The sequence below is a fragment of the Streptomyces sp. NPDC054863 genome, assembly GCF_053610825.1.
The window spans coordinates 1-20,223 of record NZ_JBSGZD010000041.1; the positions used below are offsets into that span (position 1 = coordinate 1).

The following is a 20,223-nucleotide window of genomic DNA, read 5'->3' on the forward strand; positions in this document are numbered from 1 at the left end:
CAGGAAGTCCGGCCGGCGCTGGGGGGGGGTCAGGGCACGCCCTCTCACGGCCCGGCGTGGCGGGCCGAGCCCCTCCACGCCGGTACCGCTCAGATGTGGTGGTACACGTACCAGAAGTGGTGCCAGCTGTAGCCGGACCGGATGTTGAGGACCGACTTGGCCGTGCGGTAGAGCTTCCTCATGTCATTCACCCCCTCCCACCGTGACGTCCCGGCCGTGCAGCTCCGCGGTGAATCGCGGCGGTGCCAGCGCGGGCCCCCACTGGGGTTCGCCGCCGCCGGCGCTGACCGACAACTGCCAGTCGCGCGTGATGATGCGGATCAGGTCCTCAAGGAGCGTCATGGTGACCGTCGCCCCCGCGCAGGCGTGCGGGCCGAAGCCGAACGGCAGGAAGGCCGGGTCGTGGCGGGGCTGTGCCCAGCGGCGCGGCACGAACTCGTCGGGGCGCTCCCAGTGCCGGGGGTGGCGGTGCACCAGGTACAGGCACACGTCGACGGCGTCGTGCGGGCGCACCGTGGTACCCGCCAGTTCGTGCCCGCGGCTCGGCGTACGGGTGAACAGCCAGGCCACCGGCCACAGCCGCAACGCCTCCCGGACGATCCACGCCGGCTCGTCGCCGAGGGTGTCCGGGTGCGTGCCGGCGAGCCGGACCGACCAGCCGAGGGCGAAGCCCATCGAACCGACGGTGGCGAACAGGAACGACAGATAGACCTCGGCCACCTCGCCGCAGTCCGCCGAGGGCCCGGCCCCGGCGACGGCCACGTCGAGCAGGTCACGCGGCGCGGCGACGCCGGCGCTGCGGCGGGCCAGGACCTCCCGTACCAGGACGTCCGTCGCCCGGCGGCGGAAGCGCCACCGCGACAGCGCCGAATGGCGGCTCCGCGCGCCGGCCAGCACCGCGCGGGCCACGACGGCGTCCACCGTCTCGTGGACCTCCGCGGGCGTGTCCCGGCACAGCAGCACCTCCCGCAGGTGCTCGCGGACCAGCAGGTTGCCCGCGTCCGGCCAGGTGCTCACGGGCGCGAGCCGCTCGCGCACCAGACGGGGCAGGTCGGGGCGGCGGGCGTCGAGTTGGCGGCGGATCAGATCCCGTGCCGCACGGCCGATCTCGACCTGTGCCGTGCGGGGACCGAAGACCCCGTCGCGGGTGTGGAAGAAGTCGGAGGTCTCCACGAAGGTGCCCCGCCGGTTGCCCATGACCTCGCGTGCGGCCTCCGGGCCCGCCACGCACAGACGCCCCGACGCGGAACGCCACACGTCGTGCACGCCGTCGAACTCCGCCGCCGGGAAGGCCGGTGGATCGTCCCGGGCCATGGCATCTCCCTGGGCGACATCGTGGTGACGTCGTTGCGGAGAGCCTGCTCCCGCGCCGGGGGTCTGTCACGCTGCTTTTTGGTCAGCCCCCGGGGCGCAGCTCTGCTGCCAGGAGCGACCGGAGGGCCGCCGGTGCCTCGATGAAGCGGTAGTGGCCCCCCTCCAGCAGTTCGAAGCTCGTGTCGCCGCAGGCCGACCAGCCGGTCATGAGGGACGGCGGAATGCCCGTGTCGCCGGTCCAGCCGATCGCGGTGATGCGCGTCGGCAGCCGGACCGGGTCGGGCACGTGGTAGCGGGCGTTCATGTCCACGTCCTTGCGCAGCACGCCCAGGTACAGGGCGAGCAGGCTCGGTTCCAGGGTGCCGCCCAGTTCCGCGACCAGTTCGCGCAGTTCGGCGGCCAGCTCCTCGTCGGTCATGTCCAGGAAGCGGCCGTACGGGCCGTCCTGCGGGGCCACCTCGGAGGAGACGAAGAGCCGGGTCGGGGCGGGATGGCCCCGCTGGGTGAGACGGACCGCTGTTTCGTACGCCGCGAGTGCGGAGCCGCAATGGCCGAAGAGCGCGTAGGGGCGGTCCAGATGGGGGAGCAGTGCCTCGGCCAGGTCGTCCGCCAACGACTCGTAGGTGGCATGGGCGGGCTCGCGCATGCGGTTCTCCCGGCCCGGCAGCTGTACCGGACAGACCTCGATGCCGTCGATCGTCGTCGGCCAGCGGCGGTACATGCTCGCGCCGCAGCCCGAGTAGGGCAGGCAGAAGAGGCGTGCCGTCGCCGTCGGTGACGGTTCGCGCAGGAACCACTTCTTGCGGGGCGGGGTGGTGCGGGGTGCGGGGGAGGGCATGGGGGTGGGCGTGGGCGTGGAGGAGGGTGTGGGTGTGGTCATTGCCGGGGGCCTTCTGTGCGGGACTGCGGGCGGGGCCTTGCGGTGATCGGCAGGTGGGAGTAGCCCGCGATGATGTTCGAGCGCAGGCGGATCGGGTCGCCCGCGAGTGCGAAGTCGGTGAACCTGGCCAGCAGTTCCGCGAAGAAGATCCGCAGGGTCACCCGGGCGACGGTGTGCCCGATGCAGTAGTGCGCTCCCACGCCGAACGCGATGTGCTTGTTGGGGGTGCGCCGGATGTCGAAGGTGTCCGGGTCGGCGAACACGCTCTCGTCGCGGTTGGCCGAGCCGAGCCACACCACGACCGGGTCCCCCGCCGGGACGCGTACCCCGCGGATCTCCACCTCGCGCGTGGTGTGGCGCATGAAGTGCTGGGTGGGCGACGCCCAGCGCAGCGACTCCTCCACGCCGCTGGTCAGCAGCTCCGGGTGGGCGGCCCAGTCGTCGAGGACCGGCGTCCCGGCGAGGGCGGCCATCGCCGCGTTCGGGGGCTGGGCCGTGGTGACCGTCGCGCCCAGCAGCAGGCTGTAGCAGTTGGACACGATCTCGCCCGGTGACAGCCTGCGCCCGTCGAGCTCCATGGTCAGCAGCACGCTGATCAGGTCGTCGCCCGGCGCGTGCCGCCGCTGGGTGACGATGTCCTGGAAGTAGGCGAAGAGCTCGCGGTGGGCGGCCCGCAGGGTGGCCTGTGGTCCCGCGGCGAGCTGGAACTCCGGGTCGTCCGCCGCGATGCACGCGTGGGTGAGTCGGATCAGGCGGGGCCAGTCCTCCTCCGGCAGCGCCATCAGCGCGCCGATCACCCGCATCGGCAGGGCGGCCATGGCGAGGGCGAAGTCGAACGGGCCGCCGTCCGCGAGGGGTTCGAGGAGGGCGACGACGGTGCGGCGGATCCGCTCCCGGTCGTTCTCCACGTTCTTGATGGACAGCGCCTGTTGCAGCGGGCTGCGCATCCGGGTGTGGGCCGGGGGGTCGGTCACCGCCATCTGGCGTCCGCCGGCCGGGTCGCCCTTGCCGAGGAGGTTGAGGAGCGTGCCCTGTTCGGAGGTGAAGGCGTCGTGGTCGCGCAGGATGCGGCAGGCCTCCGCGTGACCGACGACCGACCAGTACCCGATGTCGCGCACCGGCTGCCAGCTCACCGGAGCGTGCCGGCGCAGTTGCCGCCAGGCCTCGTGCGCCCCGTCCCCCCGGTAGAGGTCGGGGTCGATCAGATCGACCTGCTGCGGCGCGGAGACCGGGCAGCGGTTGCCGGAAGGGACCGTCGTCATCGGCTCTGCTCCTCCAGCCGCTCCACGAGCGCGGTGGCGAACTCGGCCACGGTGGGGGAGAGGAACAGGGTCTGCGCGGGGACGTCGACCCCGAACTCCCGCTGTACGACGACCAGTAGATCGGTCGCCAGCAGCGAGTGGCCGCCCAGCTCGAAGAAGTCGTCCTCGGTCCCGACCGGCTCGACTCCCAGGAGCTCGCCCCAGAGTTCGGCCAGCCGCAACTGCACCGTCGTGAGCGGTGCGACGAACTCGTTGGCCACGTTCCGGGGCACCCGGGTGGCGATCGGCAGGGCCCGGCGGTCGACCTTGCCGTTGCGGTTCAGGGGGAGCTCGGGGCGGATCAGGATCGCCCAGGGGACGAGGTGGGCGGGCAGCTTCTCCCGCAGATCCAGGCGCAGTTGACGGCCGAGACCGATCGCATTGCCCAGATCCGGATCGGCCGGCACGACATAGGCGAGGAGCCTGGTGCCGCCGACCGGGTCGGCCTGCGGCAGCACGACCGCGTGACGCACCCCCGCCATGTGCTCCAACTCGGCCTCCACCGCCTGCGGTTCGGCGCGATAGCCCTGCACCTTGACCTGCGCGTCCGCGCGCCCGACGAACTCCAGCGTGCCGTCCGGCGTCCAGCGCACCAGATCGCCGGTCCGGTACATCCTGGCCCCCGGCTCGGTCGCGAACGGGTCCGGTACGAACCGCTCCGCGGTCGCACCGGGTCGGTGCAGATAGCCGCGCGACAGTCCGGCACCCGCCGCGTACAGCTCACCGCATTCGCCCAGGGGTACGGGGCGCAGGTCGCCGTCGAGCACGGCGACCCGCGTGCCGCTGATCGGGCGGCCGATCGGCACGCTCCGCCCGGCCGCGAGGGTGCTGCTGGTCCAGCAGGTGGTGTACGTGGTGTTCTCCGTCGGCCCGTAGCCGTTGGTGAAGAGCAGGTGCGGGTACGCGGCCAGCAGGCGGCCCACGTGGCTCGGCGACGCGACGTCGCCGCCGGTGAGGACGTGGCGCACACCGGCGAACGCGTCCAGCCGGGAGCCCGCCATCTGGTGGAAGAGCCCGGTGGTCAGGAGGAGTACGGTCACGCCTTCGGCGCGGACGGTCTCCGCCACCTGCTCCAGCGTGATCGCGACCGGCGGGAAGACGACCAGGCGGCAGCCGTTGACCAGGGCGGCCCAGATCTCCAGGGTGGACGCGTCGAACGCGACCGGCGCGATGTGGAAGAAGACGTCCGAGGGGCGGGCCTCCATCCAGTCCGCGCCCCGCACGAGGCGGTCGACCGCCCGGTGCGGCACGGCCACGCCCTTGGGCTCGCCGGTGGAACCCGAGGTGTAGCTGACGTAGGCGAGCCGGTCGGGGTGACCGGGGCGAGGAACGGTCGAGCCGCTCGTCGGCCCGGGGGCCCCGGGGCCTTCCGCGAGCGCGGTGATGCCGTCGGGGACGCGGCCTTGGAGATCGTCGTCGACGATCACCATGCCGACGCCGGCGTCCTTCAGCAGCGCCTCCCTGCGGCTCGCCGGGTCGTCCGGTTCGAGTCCGAGGTACGCCCCGCCCGCCATGAGCACGGCGAGCAGGGCCACGATCAGCTCCGGGGACCGCCGCATCAGGACGCCCACGACGTCCTCCTGCGCCAGACCGGCGGCCCGGAGCCGCTCGGCGAGGTCCTGGGCGCGGGTGATCAGCTGCTGGTACGTGAGGGTCTGGCCGTCGCAGGTCACCGCAGGTGCGTGCGGGGCCCGCTCCGCCTGCTCGGCGACGAGCTCGTGAAGCGGCCGGGCCGTGAACGGAGGCTCTCCACTGCCGATGAACCCGGGAATGCCGGTGCCGGCGGTGATGTCCGCCGTAGGGGTGTCCGTCGTGGGGGTGTCCGTCGTAGGGACCGTGCTGGTCAACTGTCTCCCGCTTTCGTGTCCTGAAGTGATGCCGTGGGGGCCAGCCGGACCCATGTCGCCGTCGAGCGGGCCAGTTCGGTTCCGTCGCTGCGGAAGAGTGCGGTGCAGCAGGTGTGGACCCGGCCGTCGCCGGGGACGCCGCGTCCCACCGCGACCACGGTTTCGCCGACGCGCGGAAACGCCGTGATCCTGGCCGTCATCCTGCCGAGCACCAGCGGGCTGCGCACCGGGTCGAGCGTCCAGCCGCCCGGACAGTCCAGCGCCGCCCAGACCAGCTCCTCGGTGACGACGCCTGTTCCGGTTCCGCCGTCGGCGGCGGGGTCCGGCGTCCAGACGCAGGCGACGTGGTCGCCCAGGCCCGGCACCGGGCCGGGTGCCAGCCGCATGCCGTCCGGGTGTGCGGGGCCGCACACGAAACAGGTGGGGAAGGGGTGGGCGCCCTCTCCCTCGGCGCCCCGTCCCCCGTACCCGAGCGCGGCCTGCTCAGCGAGGTCGGGGGCGACGGCTTCGGGGGTGTCGGAGCCGCCGGGCGCCTGGGGCGACGCGGTCGCGACGAGGACGTCGCCGTGCCAGACGTGGACCCGCCGTCCTGCCCGGGTCAGCCAGAGGTCGGTGTCCAGCGGGGGCGGGGCGTGCAGCTGGACCACGAGTTCGCCCTCGTGCGCCAGCAGCCGTTTCGCGCGCGGAGCGATCAGACCGGAGACGTAGCCGCCGTTGGCGCTGGCCGGCGGGCCGTTGTGGCGGCGGCCGACACGGATCGTATCGACGCAGCCCAGGCGGTGTGCGATGTCGTCGTAGGTGTCCACCGGCTCAGACCGCCGGGACGAAGAAGAAGGTGTCCCGGGACGCGATGCGGCCCCGGGGCGCCATGCGGAAGAAGTCCGCGAACCGCAGCTCGACCCGGTCGCCGTCGCGCAGTTCGCCGCGGAACAGTCCGTGCACCGCGATCTCGTCGTCCGTCGCGACCAGGGTGGCCAGGGTGTGCTCGCCCTTGCGGATCACCCGCTGCTCGCGGTAGAAGTGCTCCAACTCGGCGTGTCCCACCAGTGGTTCGTAGCCGGGACGCCGGTAGCGCGCGTCCGGGGTGAACAGGTCGACCAGTGCCGGTACGTCTCCGGCGTCGACGAGTTGGTAGTAGCGGCGTATGCGGGACTCCCCGAGCGCGGCCGTCGTCCGGTCCATTACGAGAAACTCCCTGTGGTCTCTGTCCGTGCTGTGGATCGCCGTACGGGGCCTGGCATCGCCGAGGCCTCCGGGGCACTGTCGACCGCCTCGGCCAGGCGGGCGGGTGTACGCGCCCGGAACAGCGCGCTCAGCGTGAGTTCGCGGCCGGACCGCACCCGGACGCGGTTGATCAGCCGCGTCGCGAGCAGCGAGTTCCCGCCCAGCGCGAAGAAGCTGTCGTGGACGTTCACCGTGGGCAGTCCGAGGACCTCGGCGAACAGTGCGCACATGTCCCGCTCCGCCGGGCTGGTGGGCGTCGGGCCGGACGGCGCGGGCGCCGACTCCGGTACGGGCAGCGCGGATCGGTCGATCTTCCCGCGAGGCGTCAGGGGGAAGGCGTCCAGGGTGACGATCGCCGTGGGCACCATGTAGTCGGGCAGCACCGCCGAGGCGTGCTCCCGCAGCGAGGCCACGTCGAACCCCGGGGAGCCGGTTGCGGTCCCGGCTGCGGCCGAGGTCCCGGTCGGGGGCTCGGCCGATGTGGCGGTCGAAGTCCCGTCCGATGCCGCGCCCGACGTGGTGGTCCCGGTCGGGACCACGTAGCCGATCAGCCGCTTCTCGCCCGCGGCGTCCAGGCCCGCGAGGACCGTCGCCTGGGCGACGTCGGGGTGCCCGGCGAGCACCGCCTCGATCTCCCCCAACTCGATCCGGAATCCCCTGAGTTTGACCTGCTCGTCGACCCGGCCGAGAAACTCCAGTTCGCCTTCGTGGTTCCAGCGCACCACGTCCCCCGTGCCGTACATCCGGTCACCCGGCTCGCCGAACGGGCACGGCACGAAGTGCCGGGCGGTCCACAGGGGGCGGTTCAGATATCCGCGCGCCACACCGGCACCGGCGACGTACAGCTCGCCCGCCACGCCCGGCGGCACCGGCGACAGCGACTCGTCCAGCACGTACGCGCGCCTGTTGTCCATGGGACGGCCGATCGGCACGACATCGGGCACGGGCAGGCCCGGGCGCAACACGGTGCGCGTGGTGAACGTGGTGGCTTCGGTCGGCCCGTATCCGGCGACGACCACGGTGTCGGGACACCGGTCGAGCACCCGCCGCACCGCGTCGGCCGGGACGACGTCGCCGCCGGTCCACACCTGGCCGACGCCCGCCAGCACTTCCGGCGACTCCTCGGCGAGGACCCGGAACAGCCCGGCCGTCAGCCACAGCGCACCGATCCGGCCTTCGACGACGAGGCGCCGGTACGCCGCGAGGTCCAGGTCACCGGGCGGTGCCATGACCACCTGGCCGCCGTTGAGGAGCGGCACCCACCACTCGTAGGTCGACGCGTCGAAGGCGTGCGGGGAGTGCGCGAGCACCCGTGGGGGACTGTCGCCGCGCCAGCAGCGGTCCGACGTCATACCGAGGACGTTGCGGTGGCTGAGGGCCACGCCCTTCGGCGTACCCGTGGATCCCGAGGTGTACAGCACGCACGCCAGGTGATCCGGACGCAGCGGTACGAAGGGGTCTCCGGCCGACTCGTCGGCGAGGCCGGACGCGACGGCGTCGACGACCAACTCCGTTGCGCCGTCGGCGAGTTCATGGCCCTCGGTGGCCCGGTGGGTGAGCAGTACCGTGGCGCCGGTCCCGGTCATGACGTGCTGCAGCCGGGCGGCGGGGGACCGGGTGTCCAGGGGCACGTAGGCGCCCCCCGCCTTGCTGATCGCCAGCACCGACACGACCACGTCGACCGAGCGTTCCATGAGCACGGCGACCCTGCACTCGCTGCGCACGCCCAGCGCGACGAGCCGGTGCGCCAGTTGGTTGGCGCGTGCGTTCAGCTCCCCGTACGACAGGGTGAGGTCGCCGAAGACCACGGCCGGTGCGCCGGGTGTGCGGGCGACCCGGGCGGCGAAGGCTTCGGGCACCGTCGTCGACGGGAACGGACGTGCGGTGTCGTTCCACTCCACGACCGTCCGGTGCCGCTCCTCGGCGGTGAGGACGTCGTGGCTGCCGAGCGGGCGGTCGGGGTCGGCGCCGACGACGGTCTCCAGGAAGGTCAGGAACCGCCTTTGGTGGGCGGTGAGTTCGGCTTCGGAGTAGAGCGCCGGGTTCGCGTCGAAGTCGATTCTGGGCGCGGTGCCGTCGGACCGGTCGTAGACGGAGATCGACAGGTCCTCGACCGGCCCGTTGGAGAGGTTGTGCGCCGTGGCGCGGACGCCGGCGAACTCCAGGCGGTAGTAGAAGGACATGATGTTGGCGATGGGGCCGAAGGTGACCTGCTGCGGCTCGGCCGCGCCCAGATCCCTGCGGAGGTCCTCGCCCCGGTAGCGCTGGTGCTCCCGCAACGCGGCTATCTCGTCGGCCACTTGACGGACGAGAGCGGACAGGCCCCGCTCGGGACGCACCTGGATCCGCAGCGGCACCACGTTCGCCACCATGCCGGGGACGGCCCGCTCGGCGGGCGCCGTGCGTCCCGTCACGGGCATGCTGAGCACGACGTCCCGCTTGCCCGTGAGGCGGTGGAGGTACGCGGCGGTCGTGGCGATCACCGCGACGGGCCAGGTCGCTCCCGCGTGCTGTGCGGCAGTGCGCAGCGCGGTCATGGTGGGGCCGGAGAGGCTGCTCGTACGGCGCAGGAAGCTGCCCGACGCCGCCGCCGAACGGCCCGCGGGGCCGGCCGGATCCCCTCGGTCGGCCAGCCGGTCCCTCCAGAACTCCCGGTCGTCCTCGCGCTGTGGCGAGGCGAGGTAGTCCGCGTCGTGGGAGAGGAGCACGCTCAGCGGGCCGAAGGCGGCGCCCGGGCGCCCGGTGCCCTCGACGAGAGCGGTGTACGTCTTGGCCACGCGCCGTGCGACGAGCGACATGCTGAAGCCGTCGACCACGATGTGGTGGACCCGCTGGTACCAGAGGAACCGATCCGGCGCGATCTTGAACAGGGCCTGGCAGAAGAGCGGGCCGCGCGTGAGGTCGACCGGGGTGGCCAGATCCGCCCTCATCCACTCCTCGGCCGCCGCGTGCGGGTCGGGCGCCGAGCTGAGGTCGGCCCGGTGCATCGACCAGTCGAGGGAGGGTGCGACGACCTGCCGGGGTCCGTCCGCGTCGACGGTGAAGCGCACGCGCAGCGAATCGGTCTCGTCCACCACGCTGCGCAGTGCACGCTCGAACAGCTCCGCGTCGACCGGGCCGGGGATGTCGAGATATTCGCCCGTGTTGTACGCCGGACTGCCCGCGTGCAGGTGGTGGGCGAACCAGATTCCGGACTGTGCCGAGGTCAACGGCAGGTCGGCGCTCGTCACCGGGAGTTCCGGGCGGTCGACCGGAAGTTCGGCGCTCATGTCGTGACTCCGCTGGAAGGATCGAGGATCGACGAGAGGGTCTCGGCGAAGGACGCGACGTACGGCGCCGACAGCATGTCGAAGTGGTTGCCGGGCACGTCGAACACGCTCACTCCACCCTCGGTGTGCCGCTGCCACAGCGCGGGAACCACCTTGGGGGTGCGGCGCGTGGGATGGTCGTCGGCGCTCGCGAAGAGGTGAATCGGCGTACGCAGACGGGCTGTTGAGCGGTAGCGCGGGGCGGCGTCACCGTTCGCCGCGAAGATGCGCTCCATGCGGCGCAGGAGTGCGGACCTTCCGCGCGCGGGGAGTTGATCCGGGCCCGAGCCGAGCATGAACGGCGCGGTCTCGTTCCCGGCGCGGTTGCCCCGTGACGATCCCGGCGCTCCGACGTCGATGATCCCCAGGAACTCCGGCGGCTCGCCCTCGTTCTCCAGCAGCCTGGCCATCTCGAAGGCGACGAGCCCGCCGAAGGACCAGCCCATCAGCAGGTACGGGCCGTTCGGCGCCGCCTCGCGCATCTCGCGAAGGTAGCGCTCCGCCTGCTCCTCGACGGTGGCGAGCGGCTGCTCGTCGGTGTCGTAGCCGACGGCCTCGATGCCGAAGACCGGCCGGTCGGCGCCGAGGTGTCTCGCCAGCGAGAGGTACCCGGACGCGCCACCGCTCTGCGGATGCACCAGGAACAGCGGCGCCCGTCGGTGATCGCCCTCCACCAGGGGAACCACGAGCCGGCGCAGTGCGGCCGGTGCGGCCGGCAGTTCCGCGCACAGGCCCTCCACGGTGGGGTGGCGGAACACCGTGTGGAGCGGTGCGCGCACCCCCAGTTCCCGACGGATCTCCTCCATGAGCTCGACGGCTCTGAGCGAATGACCGCCCAGATCGAAGAAGTTGTCCCGTACGCCGACCTCCGGCGATTTCAGCACGCGCTGCCAGATCCTGGTCATCCGGAGTTCCAGCACGTCCCGCGGGGGCAGCACCGACGCGCCGTGATTCCGGCGGTCGGGGGCGGGCAGAGCCCCCCGGTCCACCTTTCCGTTGGTGGTCAGCGGCACCCGGTCCAGCACCGTCAGGGTCGCGGGGACCATGAACTCGGGGAGGGTCTCGCGCAGGGCGTGCCGCAGCGCGGTCACGTCTCCGCGCACCCCTCCGTCCCCGGCCGCACCCCCGCCCGCCTCTCCGTCCCCGTCCCCGTCTCCGTCTCCGTCCCGCCACACCACGTATCCCGCCAGCTCGGCGTCGGTCCCGCCGCCCCGCACGATGACGACGGCCCTGGCGACCCCGGGCTGTGCGCACAACGCGGCCTCGATCTCGCCGAGTTCGATGCGGTAGCCCCGTACCTTCACCTGTTCGTCGGTGCGGCCGAGGAAGACGAGGCTGCCGTCCGGCAGATACCGGGCCAGGTCGCCGGTCCGGTACAGCCGCCCGCCGCTTCCGTACGGATCGGGTACGAAGCGTTCGGCGGTCAGCCCCGGCCGGTTGGCGTATCCCCGGGTGACCCCGACGCCCCCGATGTGGATCTCGCCCGGGAGGCCGACCGGCACCGGGTTCCCCGCCCGGTCCAGCAGATGGACCCGGAGGTTGCCGAGCGGGCGGCCGATCGGGACGGAGGCGCCCGGCCGGTCGAGGTCCCGCCCGGCGTCCACGCGGTGAGTGACGCAGCCGACGGAAGCCTCGGTGGGGCCGTAGCCGTTCCACAGGGTCGACACCACGCCGAGCAGCCGGCGGGCCAGCTGTGGCTGGAGCGCCTCGCCCACGCAGATCGCCTGGAACCGGCCGCCCTGCCATCCGCTGTCGAGCAGCAGGAGCCAGGTGGCCGGGGTGGCCATGAGCGTGGTGACGCCGAACAGGCTCATCATCTCCGCGAGCCGGGGCCCGTCGACGGCGACCTCCGGAGGGGCGATCACCACGCTCGCGCCCCGGGTCAGGGGCATGAACACCTGGGGGACGAGGACGTCGAAGGAGATCGAGGCCACCGAGGCGACGACGTCGGTCCGGTCCAGGCCGAGCTGACGGCCGCGCACCACCAGGTAGTTGACGACGCCCTCGTGGGGGACCAGCACGGCCTTGGGCCGGCCCGTCGAGCCGGAGGTGTAGATCGAGTACGCGAGGTCGGCTGGGGCCGCGTAGGCAGGCAGCGGCTCGTCGGACCGCGCCGCGATCAGGTCGGCCTCGGTGTCCGTCCACACGACCGCGGCGCCGGTCTCCGGGAGCCGGTCGGCCAGTGACCGCTGCGTGACCAGCAGCGGTACCTCGGCGTCGGTGAGCATGAACGCGAGCCGCTGCTCCGGGAGTTCGGGGTCCAGCGGCAGGTAGGCGGCGCCGGACTTGAGCACGGCCAGCAGAGCCACGACCAGGTCCACCGACCGGGGCAGGCACACGCCGACGAGGCGCTCGGGGCCCGCGCCCCGGTCGCGCAGATGGCGGGCCAGCCGGTTGGCGCGCCGGTCGAGCTCTCCGTACGTGAGCCGCTGGTCGCCGCAGTGGACCGCCGCCGTGCCGGGGGCGAGCGCGGCCCGGTGCTCGACCAGCTCGTGCAGGCACAGTTCCGAGGGGACGGACTCGGTGGTGTCGTGGGCCGTCTCCAGGAGTTCCCTGCGCTCGGCCTCGGTGAGCAACTCAAGGCGGGAGAGCGGGAGGTCGGGGTCGTGCGCCGCGCTGTCGAGGAGGCGCAGGTAGTGGCCGACCAGGCGTTCCACGGTCGGGCGGTCGAAGAGGTCCTGGTCGAACGCGACAGTGCCGGTCGTGCCAGTCGGCCGCTCGGCCACCACCAGGCTGAGGTCGACCTTGGCGGTGCCGTTGTCGATGTCGACCGGCTCGACCTCCACCCCGGGAAACCGCGGCCCGGGGGCGCTGCCGGACAGTCCCGCGAACAGCACCTGGAACAGCGGGTTGCGGTCGGGGCCGCGCTCCGGCCGCAGTTCCTGGACGAGCCGTTCGAACGGGACGTCCTGATGGGCGTAGGCGTCGACCGCGGTGCGGCGGACCCGGCCGAGCAGTTCGGCGAAGCCGGGGTCGCCCGACAGGTCGGTCCTGACGACCACGGTGTTGATGAACGCGCCGACCAGCCCTTCGAGTTCGGGCCGGGTCCGGCCCGCGACGGGCGTGCCGACCGCCACGTCGTGCTGCCCGCTGTAGCGGGCGAGCAGCGCCTGGAACGCGGCGAGCAGCGTCATGAACAGAGTGGTGCCGTGCCGCTGCCCCACCAGCCGCAGCCGGTCCACCAGTTCGTCCGGGACCGCGAAGGTGATCCGCTCGCCCCGCCCCGAGCGGACCGGACCGCGCGGCCGGTCGGTCGGCAGGTCCAGAGTGGCCACGCCCGCGAGCCGCTCGCGCCAGTGGTCGAGCGGGACCCGCAGCCGCTCGCCGGTGAGCCGGTCCCGCTGCCAGTGGGCGAAGTCCGCGTACTGGATCGCCGGCGCGGGCAGCCCGTGCTCCCGGCCCTCCAGCCGGCTCCGGTACATCGCGGAGAGGTCGTCCCACAGCAGCGGCACCGACCATCCGTCGACCGCGATGTGATGGATGACGACCACCAGCAGGTGGTCGCTCTCGCCGGTCCGCAACAGCGTCGCGCGCAGCAGCGGGGCGCGGGTCAGGTCGAACGGGCGCCGGATCTCGGTGCGGGCGAGTGCGAGAGCCCGCCGGTCCGGGTTCTGTCCGGCGTCAACTCGTGCGTCGACGCAGGTCAGTTCGTAGGGACCCGCCGGTGAGACCGAGGGCTCGGGCCGCCCGTCCCGCTCGGTGAAGACCGTACGCAACACCTCGTGACGGCATATCAGATCCGAGAGGGCGTGCCCGAGCGCGGCGACGTCGAGGAGGCCGCGCAGCCGGAAGACCTCATGGACGTTGTAGAGGGCGGGCCCTTCGGAGAGGTGCTCGCTCAGCCACATGCGTTCCTGGGTGTACGAAGCCGTCAGCGTGCCCTCGGGGCGGGGCGGCACCCCGGACGCCGTGTCACCGGCGGAGGTGTGGCGGCGGGCGGCTCGGATGCGCTGGTCGAGCAGGGCCCGGGTGGTGGTGGCGGTGGCGACGGCCGGGCCGGGGCCGGGCGGCACGCCCGGTTCGGATTCGGGTCCGGGGCGACTGGGGTGCTGCTTCATGCGTGTGGGTCCTCTCCGGCGGGAAGCAGTGCCGGGTGGGAGTCGGTGCTGTCGAGGTCCGCCAGCAGCGCCGCTTCGATGCCCTGGGCCAGTTCCGCGACGGTGGGGTGGTAGAAGAGCAGGGTGAGCGGCAGTTCGAGGTCGAGCGCCCGGCTGAGCCGGGACATGACCTTCGACGCGAGCAGCGAGTGTCCGCCCAGCTCGAAGAAGTCGTCCTGCACGCCGCCGGGGGCGACGCCGAACACCTCGGCCCAGACCTCCAGGACGAGCAGCTCGGTCTCGGTGGGAGGCGCGTCGTCCGGTGCGCCCGGTCCGGCATCCGGCTGTTCCGCGGGACGGGCGGGGACCGCTCGCGGGGCGAGCCGGGGCTGCCACGCCGAGATCGGCCGCTCGGGGCTGCCGACGAGCCGGCCGAGCAGTTCCCGGTAATCCTCGGCCAGCCGGTCCATGGTGGCGCGGTCGAAGAGGTCGGTGGCGTAGCGGACCACACCGGTGAAGTGGTCGCCGTGGTCCGTCAGGGAGACCTCGACGTCGAACTTCACGATCTCGTAGGGAATCTGATGGGCACTCACGTCGAGCCCCGGCAGTCCGGACGGGAGGGCGGGCACCCCCTCCAGCTGGAACATCACCGTGAACAGCGGGTGCTGGCCGAGATCGCGCTCGGGGCGCAGCTCCTCCACCAGGCGCTCGAAGGGCACGTCCTGGTGGGCGTAGGCGTCCACCGCGCACTCCCGCACACGACCGAGCGCCTCGGTGAAGCTGGGGTCGCCCGCCAGGTCGGTGCGCAGGACCAGGGTGTTGACGAAGAACCCGATCAGCGGTTCCACCTCGATGCGGGTCCGCCCGGAGATCGGGGTTCCCACCGGCACGTCGGGCTCGCCCGAGTGGTGCGCGAGCAGTACCTGGAAGGCGGCCAGCAACGTCATGAACGGCGTCACCTCGTGGGCGCGCCCCAGCGTCCGGATGCGCTCGGTGAGCTCTGCCGGAATCCGCACCTCGACGTGGTCACCGCGCCCCGACCACAGCGCGGGGCGCGGCCGGTCCGTCGGGAACGCCGACGGGCTCCGGCCCGCCAGCCGCTCGCGCCAGTGGTCGAGCTGGTCGCGCAGCGCCGTTCCGGTGAGGAAGTTCCGCTGCCAGTCGGCGAAATCCTCGTACTGGACGGGGAGTTCCGGAAGTTCGACCGGTCGGCCGGAAACGGTGGCGCGGTACGCGACGGAGAACTCCTGCCACAGCACGGAGAGCGACCAGCCGTCGGCCGCGATGTGGTGGATCACCAGAAGCAGCAGGTGGTCGTCGGCGGCGATACGGATCAGCCGGGCGCGCAGCATCGGTGCGCTGCCGAGATCGAACGGGGTCGCCGCGTCGCCGACCACCAGCTCGTGGGCCCGCTCCTGAGCCTCCGCCAGGGGGAGGGCCGTCAGGTCGGTGAAGGTCGGCACGAAGGTGTCGACCGGTTCCGTGACCTGGTACGGACTGTCGTCGACCACGACGATCCTGCTGCGTAACACCTCGTGGCGCCGGACCACTTCGGTCAGTGCCGACACCAGCGCTCCCCGGTCCAGCGGGCCCCGCAGGCGGATCGCGACCGGCACGTTGTGGTCGGGCCTGCCCGGCCGGAGCCGGTCGAGGAACCACAGCCGTTGCTGCGCGAAAGACAACGTTGCCGGAGTGTCCACGCGCCGTTCGGAGGAAGGCATGAGGGATTCACCTTTCGCGGCGTTCGGGAACTCTGCAGAGACATGGGGAGACCTGGAAAGCCCCGCTGATTCGCTTCGTCGCGAACAGTACGAAGGACGCTAGTCGATGTTCGCCCGGCTCGGCAAGATCACGCAGGGGATCCGACGTCAAGAAATCTTTTCGTTGCATCCGGGAGGGTTCGATGGATAACATCGCACCGTCGAACGCCAACGTGCTGCTCCGGGCCATTAGTTAAATGGTTGACCATGGTGTCAGTATCGGGAGCATCGGGCGTTGATACTGGTCAGGCGCTTCTCGGGGGGTGCGAGAGTGTCGTGTAAGGCCAGCGGGGCATTCGCGAAGCGAAGCTTACCGGGCAGTATTTCTTGAAAGTCTTCCACTGCCCGCAGGGCGATTGTCGGTGCTCATCCATGCCGGGCTGTCATTCGAGTCGAGTGCTTTAAGGCAGCTGTTGTGGGAACGCGGGAACGCGGGATCGCGGGAACGTAGGAACTCGGAGAAGTCATGATGCGACAGCAGAATTTAGTGAGTTCCTTTATCTCTCACGCCACCCACCACCCCGCCGATCCGGCGTTGGTCTGGCACGGAGAAGAAACGACCTATTCCGAACTCCTGGAGCTGGCGTACCGGGAGCGCGCGCGGCTCACCCGACTCGCGCCGGGCGCGGACGGGCCGATCGGCATCCTGGCCGCCAAGTCGCCTGCGGTGATCGCACTGGTGCTCGCCTGTCTGATGGAAGGGCGCCGGTTTCTACTGCCTTCACCCTTGTTGACGACAAGATCACTGAATCGGTTGTTCGAGCAGGCCGGTTGCTTGCACGTGCTGTCACCGGGGAGCCCTGAGAGCCCCGAGAGCCTGGCGACGCCTCGGGCCGAGCCGAGTGCATCGTCGGATCCGACCGCATCGTCGGATCCGGCCGCGTCGTCGGATCCGACCGCTTCCGTGGAGCCGCGCCGGACCGAACCGTCCGACGTGTCCTTCATGTTCACCACCTCCGGATCCACCGGGCACCCGAAGATCGTGCCGCTGAGCACGGGCGCGGTGGACCGCTTCACCGACTGGGCGGGCGAACACTTCGGCATCCGCCGGGGAACGACCGTGCTCAACTACGCCCCGCTCAACTTCGACCTCTGCCTGCTGGACATCTGGACCACGCTCAAGAACGGCGGCCGTGTCGTCCTGGTCGACCCCGCGCAGGCCACCGACGCCCGGCACCTCCTCGACCTCATCGCCCAGCACGAGGTCCGGGTCGTCCAGGCGGTGCCGATGTTCTACCAACTGCTCTCGGACGAGGCCGCGCGACGCGGCCTGCGGCTCGACACGGTCGAGCACGCCGTCTTCACCGGCGACAGCATGCCCGCCCGCTGCCTCGCCCGACTCCCCGGACTGTTCGCCACGGCGCGGCTCTCCAACATCTACGGCTGCACCGAGACCAACGACAGCTTCCTCCACGAGGTCGACCGCAGCGAACCGACGGACGCTCCCGTCCCCATCGGCAGCCCGCTGCCCGGGGTGCACGCCGTGATCGTCGACGCCGAAGGCACGATCCTGACCGGGCCCGGAACCGGCGAACTCCATGTCGCGACACCGTTCCAGACCGACGGCTACCTCGACCGGGACCAGGACGCGGACAGGTTCGCCACGCACTTCGACGGGCAGCAGGAGCGGCGTTACTTCCGCAGCGGCGACCTGGTGCGCCGCGACCCGGACGGCCGGATCACCCTGGAGGGCCGCAACGACCACCAGGTCAAGGTCCGTGGTCTACGGGTCAACACGCACGAGGTCGAGCAGGTGCTGCTGAAGCACCCGGACGTCGTGGAGGCAGCGGTGATGGCGGTGCCCGACGCCGTGGCCGGCCGCCTCCTGCACGGCGTCGTCCGCCGCGCACCCGACAGCCGGCTCAACAGCCTCGAACTGCGCGGGCACTGCGCGGAACTGCTGCCCACCACCGCCATCCCCTCGACCGTGCTGATCGTGGACGACCCCTTGCCGAGGACGTCCACCGGCAAGATCGCCCATGCGCTCGTCGAGGCCGCCCACCCCCCTCACGGCCGAACGAAGGAACGCTGACATGGAGAGCGCCGACATGAAGCACGACACGGTGGTCAAGCAATTCATCATCGAGGAGTTCCTGCCGGACGTCGACATCGCCGAACTGGCCTCCGACTACGACCTGATGGCCGGAGGCGTCATCGACAGCCTCGGCCTGCTCAAGACGATGGCCTGGCTGGAGGACAGGTTCGACCTGCGCGCCGACCAGATCGACCTCAAGCCCGAGAACTTCCGCTCCGTCGCCGAGATCAGCACCTTCGTCGAGCGGGCCCGGCGGCAGCAGGCGGAGGCCAAGTAGCCATGCACGAGGTGCCCTTGGCGCTGCTCACCCGGGACCGCCCCGTGGAGCGGCAGATGTGGCGGTCCTTCTGGGACCGGCTGCACGAAGGCGGTCTCCAGCGGGGCGAGACGGTGGCGCTGCTGGCCTCGCTCTCCACCCGCATGCCGGACCGGGACACACTGGGCGCGTTCCTGCGCTCACTGGACGAGCGCCGCCCGCAGCCCGTCGCACGGCTGGCGGGCACGGCCAACATCGTCGGCACCGGTGGCGGGCCCAGCACCTTCAACATCTCCACCGCTGCGGCGTTCGTCGCCGCCGCGATGGGGGTCCGCGTGGCCAAGACGGGCTCCCGCGCCTACACGAGCAGCTGCGGATCGTACGACCTGCTGGAACTGCTCGGCATACCCCTGACCACCTCGTACGAGCAGACCGACGCCACGCTGGAGCGGTACGGCATCGCCTTCCCCGGGCACTTCGTGTACCCCCGCGAGCTGATGCTGCTGGCGAAGAGCGTTCTGCCGCTGGAGCTGCGGACGCTCGGCCGGTTCATCAACTCGGTCGGTCCCTTCCTGGCAGCGCTGCCGGTCTCGTACCAGCTCATCGGCGTGGCGGACCCCTCGCTGCTGCCGAGCCTGCGGTACGTCGCGGACAGCACGGCCGACCGGAGGATCTGGCTCTGCAACAACGCCCTGGGAATCGACGAGCTGGTCAGCTCCGTCGACAACGTCATCCACAGCAACGACGCCGCCGGCGAGATACGGCTGCAGGCGGACGCGCCAGGATCGATGGACGAACTGCGGCCGACCCCGCTGAGGACAGAGGTGGTGGAGCACTTCCTCGGCGTGCTGTCCGGCAAGGGCTGGGGCCTCGCGACAGACACCGTCTGTCTGAACGCCGCCGCGCTGGCCGTCGCGAGCGGGCTCGTGGACGACTGGGCCGACGCGACGGCGGCAGCCGAGGACGCCCTGATCAGCGGCGCCGCACTCGACCTCGTCAACCGGCTGCGGACCCGGCCGGTACGCACGGCTGCGGTCGGGGTGGGCCCGCGGTGAGCGAGTTCTTCGCGCGGCGGGCACCCGGCCGGCCGGGTCTGGCCCTGTTCCTCAACGCCGGGGACCCGCCACTGCCCGTCCTGGCCGACCTCGTGCGGATGCTCGACGACTGCCGGGTGGACTGCCTGGAGCTGGCCGTGCCCTTTCCCGACTCGGTCACCGACGGGGAGGTCAACAGGCGTTCCGCACAGCGTGCGTTGGCCGAGGGCGTCGGCCTCGACGAGGTGCTCGACCTCCTCGGCGGGATCCGTCCCCACCTCCGCCATCTGCGGGTGGCGCTGCTGGCGGACTGGAGCCACACGGTCAGACCCCTGCCGTTGGCGGACTTCGCAGGCCGGGTCGCCGCTTCGGGCGCCGACGGACTGCTGGTCCACGGCCTGCCCCCACGGCTGCGCACCGGCCTCCGCGAAGCGGCACGGGACGCCGGGCTGCCCCTGGTGACCACCTGCTACGCGAGTTCGGCCGCAGAGGTGAAGGCCGAGGCCGCCGAGCACGCAGCCGCGTATCTGTATCTGGTCGCCCACTACGGCCGCAGCGGCAGCAGTGCGAGCGCCGCCGATCCCCGCCAACTGGCCTCCACCATCGCCCTGTTGCGCAAGGCGGCCACGGCGCCCGTCGCCGTCGGCTTCGGCATCCGGTCCAGGGACGACATCGCCAGGGTGCACGCCCTCGGCGCCGACGCCGCGATCGTGGGCAGCGCAGGAGTCGCCAGGATCGAGCACGCCCTCGCCCAACAGGCCGACGTGGTAGACGAGTTCCGGTCCTTCGTACACACCCTTCTCCCCGATTCCCCGACCCCCTTCCCCGACCCAGTCAGGAGTTCCACCCCATGATTGTCCGACGTCTTGACGATGTGCCGGCCGTGGACTGGGGCAACGGTCTCAGCCGCAGATTCCTCGTCGAAGCCGACGGCATGGGCTATTCGATGACCGACACCACGGTGCTGGCGGGCACCAAGTCCCGGCTGGAGTACCGGCGTCACCTCGAAGCGTGCTACTGCATCAGCGGTACGGGAGAAGTGGTGGACGCCGACGGTACGTCCCACCCGATCGCACCCGGCACGCTCTACGCCCTCGACCAGCACGACGCCCACTACCTCATCGCGGGACCGGAAGAAGACCTCCGACTGGTGTGCGTCTTCACGCCCGCGCTGCACGGAGGCGAGCGGCACAGCCTGGACTCGCCCGAGTTCTCCCAGTACTGACG

14 protein-coding genes are annotated in these 20,223 nt (G+C 71.7%); 5 read left to right on the top strand and 9 right to left on the bottom strand.

Annotation, left to right across the window (positions count from 1 at the left end; genetic code table 11):
• Positions 1-183: 183 nt before the first annotated feature.
• The 9 genes from ACWGIG_RS11090 to ACWGIG_RS11130 all read right to left on the bottom strand — a co-directional run bounded on the left by ACWGIG_RS11090 (position 184) and on the right by ACWGIG_RS11130 (position 15,632).
• Entirely contained in the window at positions 184-1,314 is a 1,131-nt protein-coding gene (locus ACWGIG_RS11090) for a cytochrome P450 (protein WP_453321257.1), read from the bottom strand.
• 82 nt (positions 1,315-1,396) lie between these two features.
• Complete coding sequence (locus tag ACWGIG_RS11095) at positions 1,397-2,194, bottom strand: thioesterase II family protein (RefSeq protein WP_453321258.1); 798 nt, start codon at positions 2,192-2,194, stop codon at positions 1,397-1,399.
• Positions 2,191-3,456, bottom strand: a complete 1,266-nt coding sequence (locus tag ACWGIG_RS11100) for a cytochrome P450 (protein ID WP_453321259.1) — start codon at positions 3,454-3,456, stop codon at positions 2,191-2,193. The genes ACWGIG_RS11095 and ACWGIG_RS11100 overlap by 4 nt, the downstream gene beginning before the upstream one ends.
• Complete coding sequence (locus ACWGIG_RS11105) at positions 3,453-5,342, bottom strand: amino acid adenylation domain-containing protein (protein WP_453321260.1); 1,890 nt, start codon at positions 5,340-5,342, stop codon at positions 3,453-3,455. Before ACWGIG_RS11105 ends, ACWGIG_RS11100 begins: the two co-directional genes overlap by 4 nt.
• Positions 5,339-6,148, bottom strand: a complete 810-nt coding sequence (locus ACWGIG_RS11110; RefSeq protein WP_453321261.1) for a hypothetical protein — start codon at positions 6,146-6,148, stop codon at positions 5,339-5,341. The genes ACWGIG_RS11105 and ACWGIG_RS11110 overlap by 4 nt, the downstream gene beginning before the upstream one ends.
• Before the next feature lie 4 nt (positions 6,149-6,152).
• On the bottom strand, positions 6,153-6,524 hold the full coding sequence (locus tag ACWGIG_RS11115) for a nuclear transport factor 2 family protein (protein ID WP_453321262.1): 372 nt from the start codon (positions 6,522-6,524) through the stop codon (positions 6,153-6,155).
• Complete coding sequence (locus tag ACWGIG_RS11120) at positions 6,524-9,835, bottom strand: amino acid adenylation domain-containing protein (protein ID WP_453321263.1); 3,312 nt, start codon at positions 9,833-9,835, stop codon at positions 6,524-6,526. The genes ACWGIG_RS11115 and ACWGIG_RS11120 overlap by 1 nt, the downstream gene beginning before the upstream one ends.
• Entirely contained in the window at positions 9,832-13,932 is a 4,101-nt protein-coding gene (locus ACWGIG_RS11125) for a non-ribosomal peptide synthetase (protein ID WP_453321264.1), read from the bottom strand. The genes ACWGIG_RS11120 and ACWGIG_RS11125 overlap by 4 nt, the downstream gene beginning before the upstream one ends.
• A complete protein-coding gene (locus ACWGIG_RS11130) occupies positions 13,929-15,632 on the bottom strand; it encodes a condensation domain-containing protein (RefSeq protein ID WP_453321265.1) in 1,704 nt (567 codons plus the stop codon). Before ACWGIG_RS11130 ends, ACWGIG_RS11125 begins: the two co-directional genes overlap by 4 nt.
• A gap of 508 nt (positions 15,633-16,140) precedes the next feature.
• On the opposite strand from ACWGIG_RS11130, the gene ACWGIG_RS11135 reads away from it, so the two are divergent.
• Genes ACWGIG_RS11135 through ACWGIG_RS11155 form a run of 5 tightly spaced genes read left to right on the top strand, consistent with a single transcriptional unit; the run spans position 16,141 to position 20,221 of the window.
• A complete protein-coding gene (locus ACWGIG_RS11135) occupies positions 16,141-17,703 on the top strand; it encodes an AMP-binding protein (protein ID WP_453321266.1) in 1,563 nt (520 codons plus the stop codon).
• Between the two features lies 1 nt (position 17,704).
• Positions 17,705-17,983 (top strand): acyl carrier protein, encoded by a 279-nt coding sequence (locus ACWGIG_RS11140; RefSeq protein WP_453321267.1) that lies wholly within the window; start codon positions 17,705-17,707, stop codon positions 17,981-17,983.
• Between the two features lie 2 nt (positions 17,984-17,985).
• Positions 17,986-19,017 carry an anthranilate phosphoribosyltransferase gene (locus ACWGIG_RS11145; protein WP_453321268.1) on the top strand — a complete coding sequence of 344 codons (1,032 nt, stop codon included), beginning with the start codon at positions 17,986-17,988 and terminating at the stop codon, positions 19,015-19,017.
• On the top strand, positions 19,014-19,850 hold the full coding sequence (gene trpA, locus ACWGIG_RS11150; protein ID WP_453321269.1) for a tryptophan synthase subunit alpha: 837 nt from the start codon (positions 19,014-19,016) through the stop codon (positions 19,848-19,850). The genes ACWGIG_RS11145 and trpA overlap by 4 nt, the downstream gene beginning before the upstream one ends.
• Positions 19,847-20,221: an ectoine synthase gene (locus tag ACWGIG_RS11155; protein WP_453321270.1), complete on the top strand. Its 375-nt coding sequence runs from the start codon at positions 19,847-19,849 to the stop codon at positions 20,219-20,221. Before trpA ends, ACWGIG_RS11155 begins: the two co-directional genes overlap by 4 nt.
• Positions 20,222-20,223 lie beyond the last annotated feature (2 nt).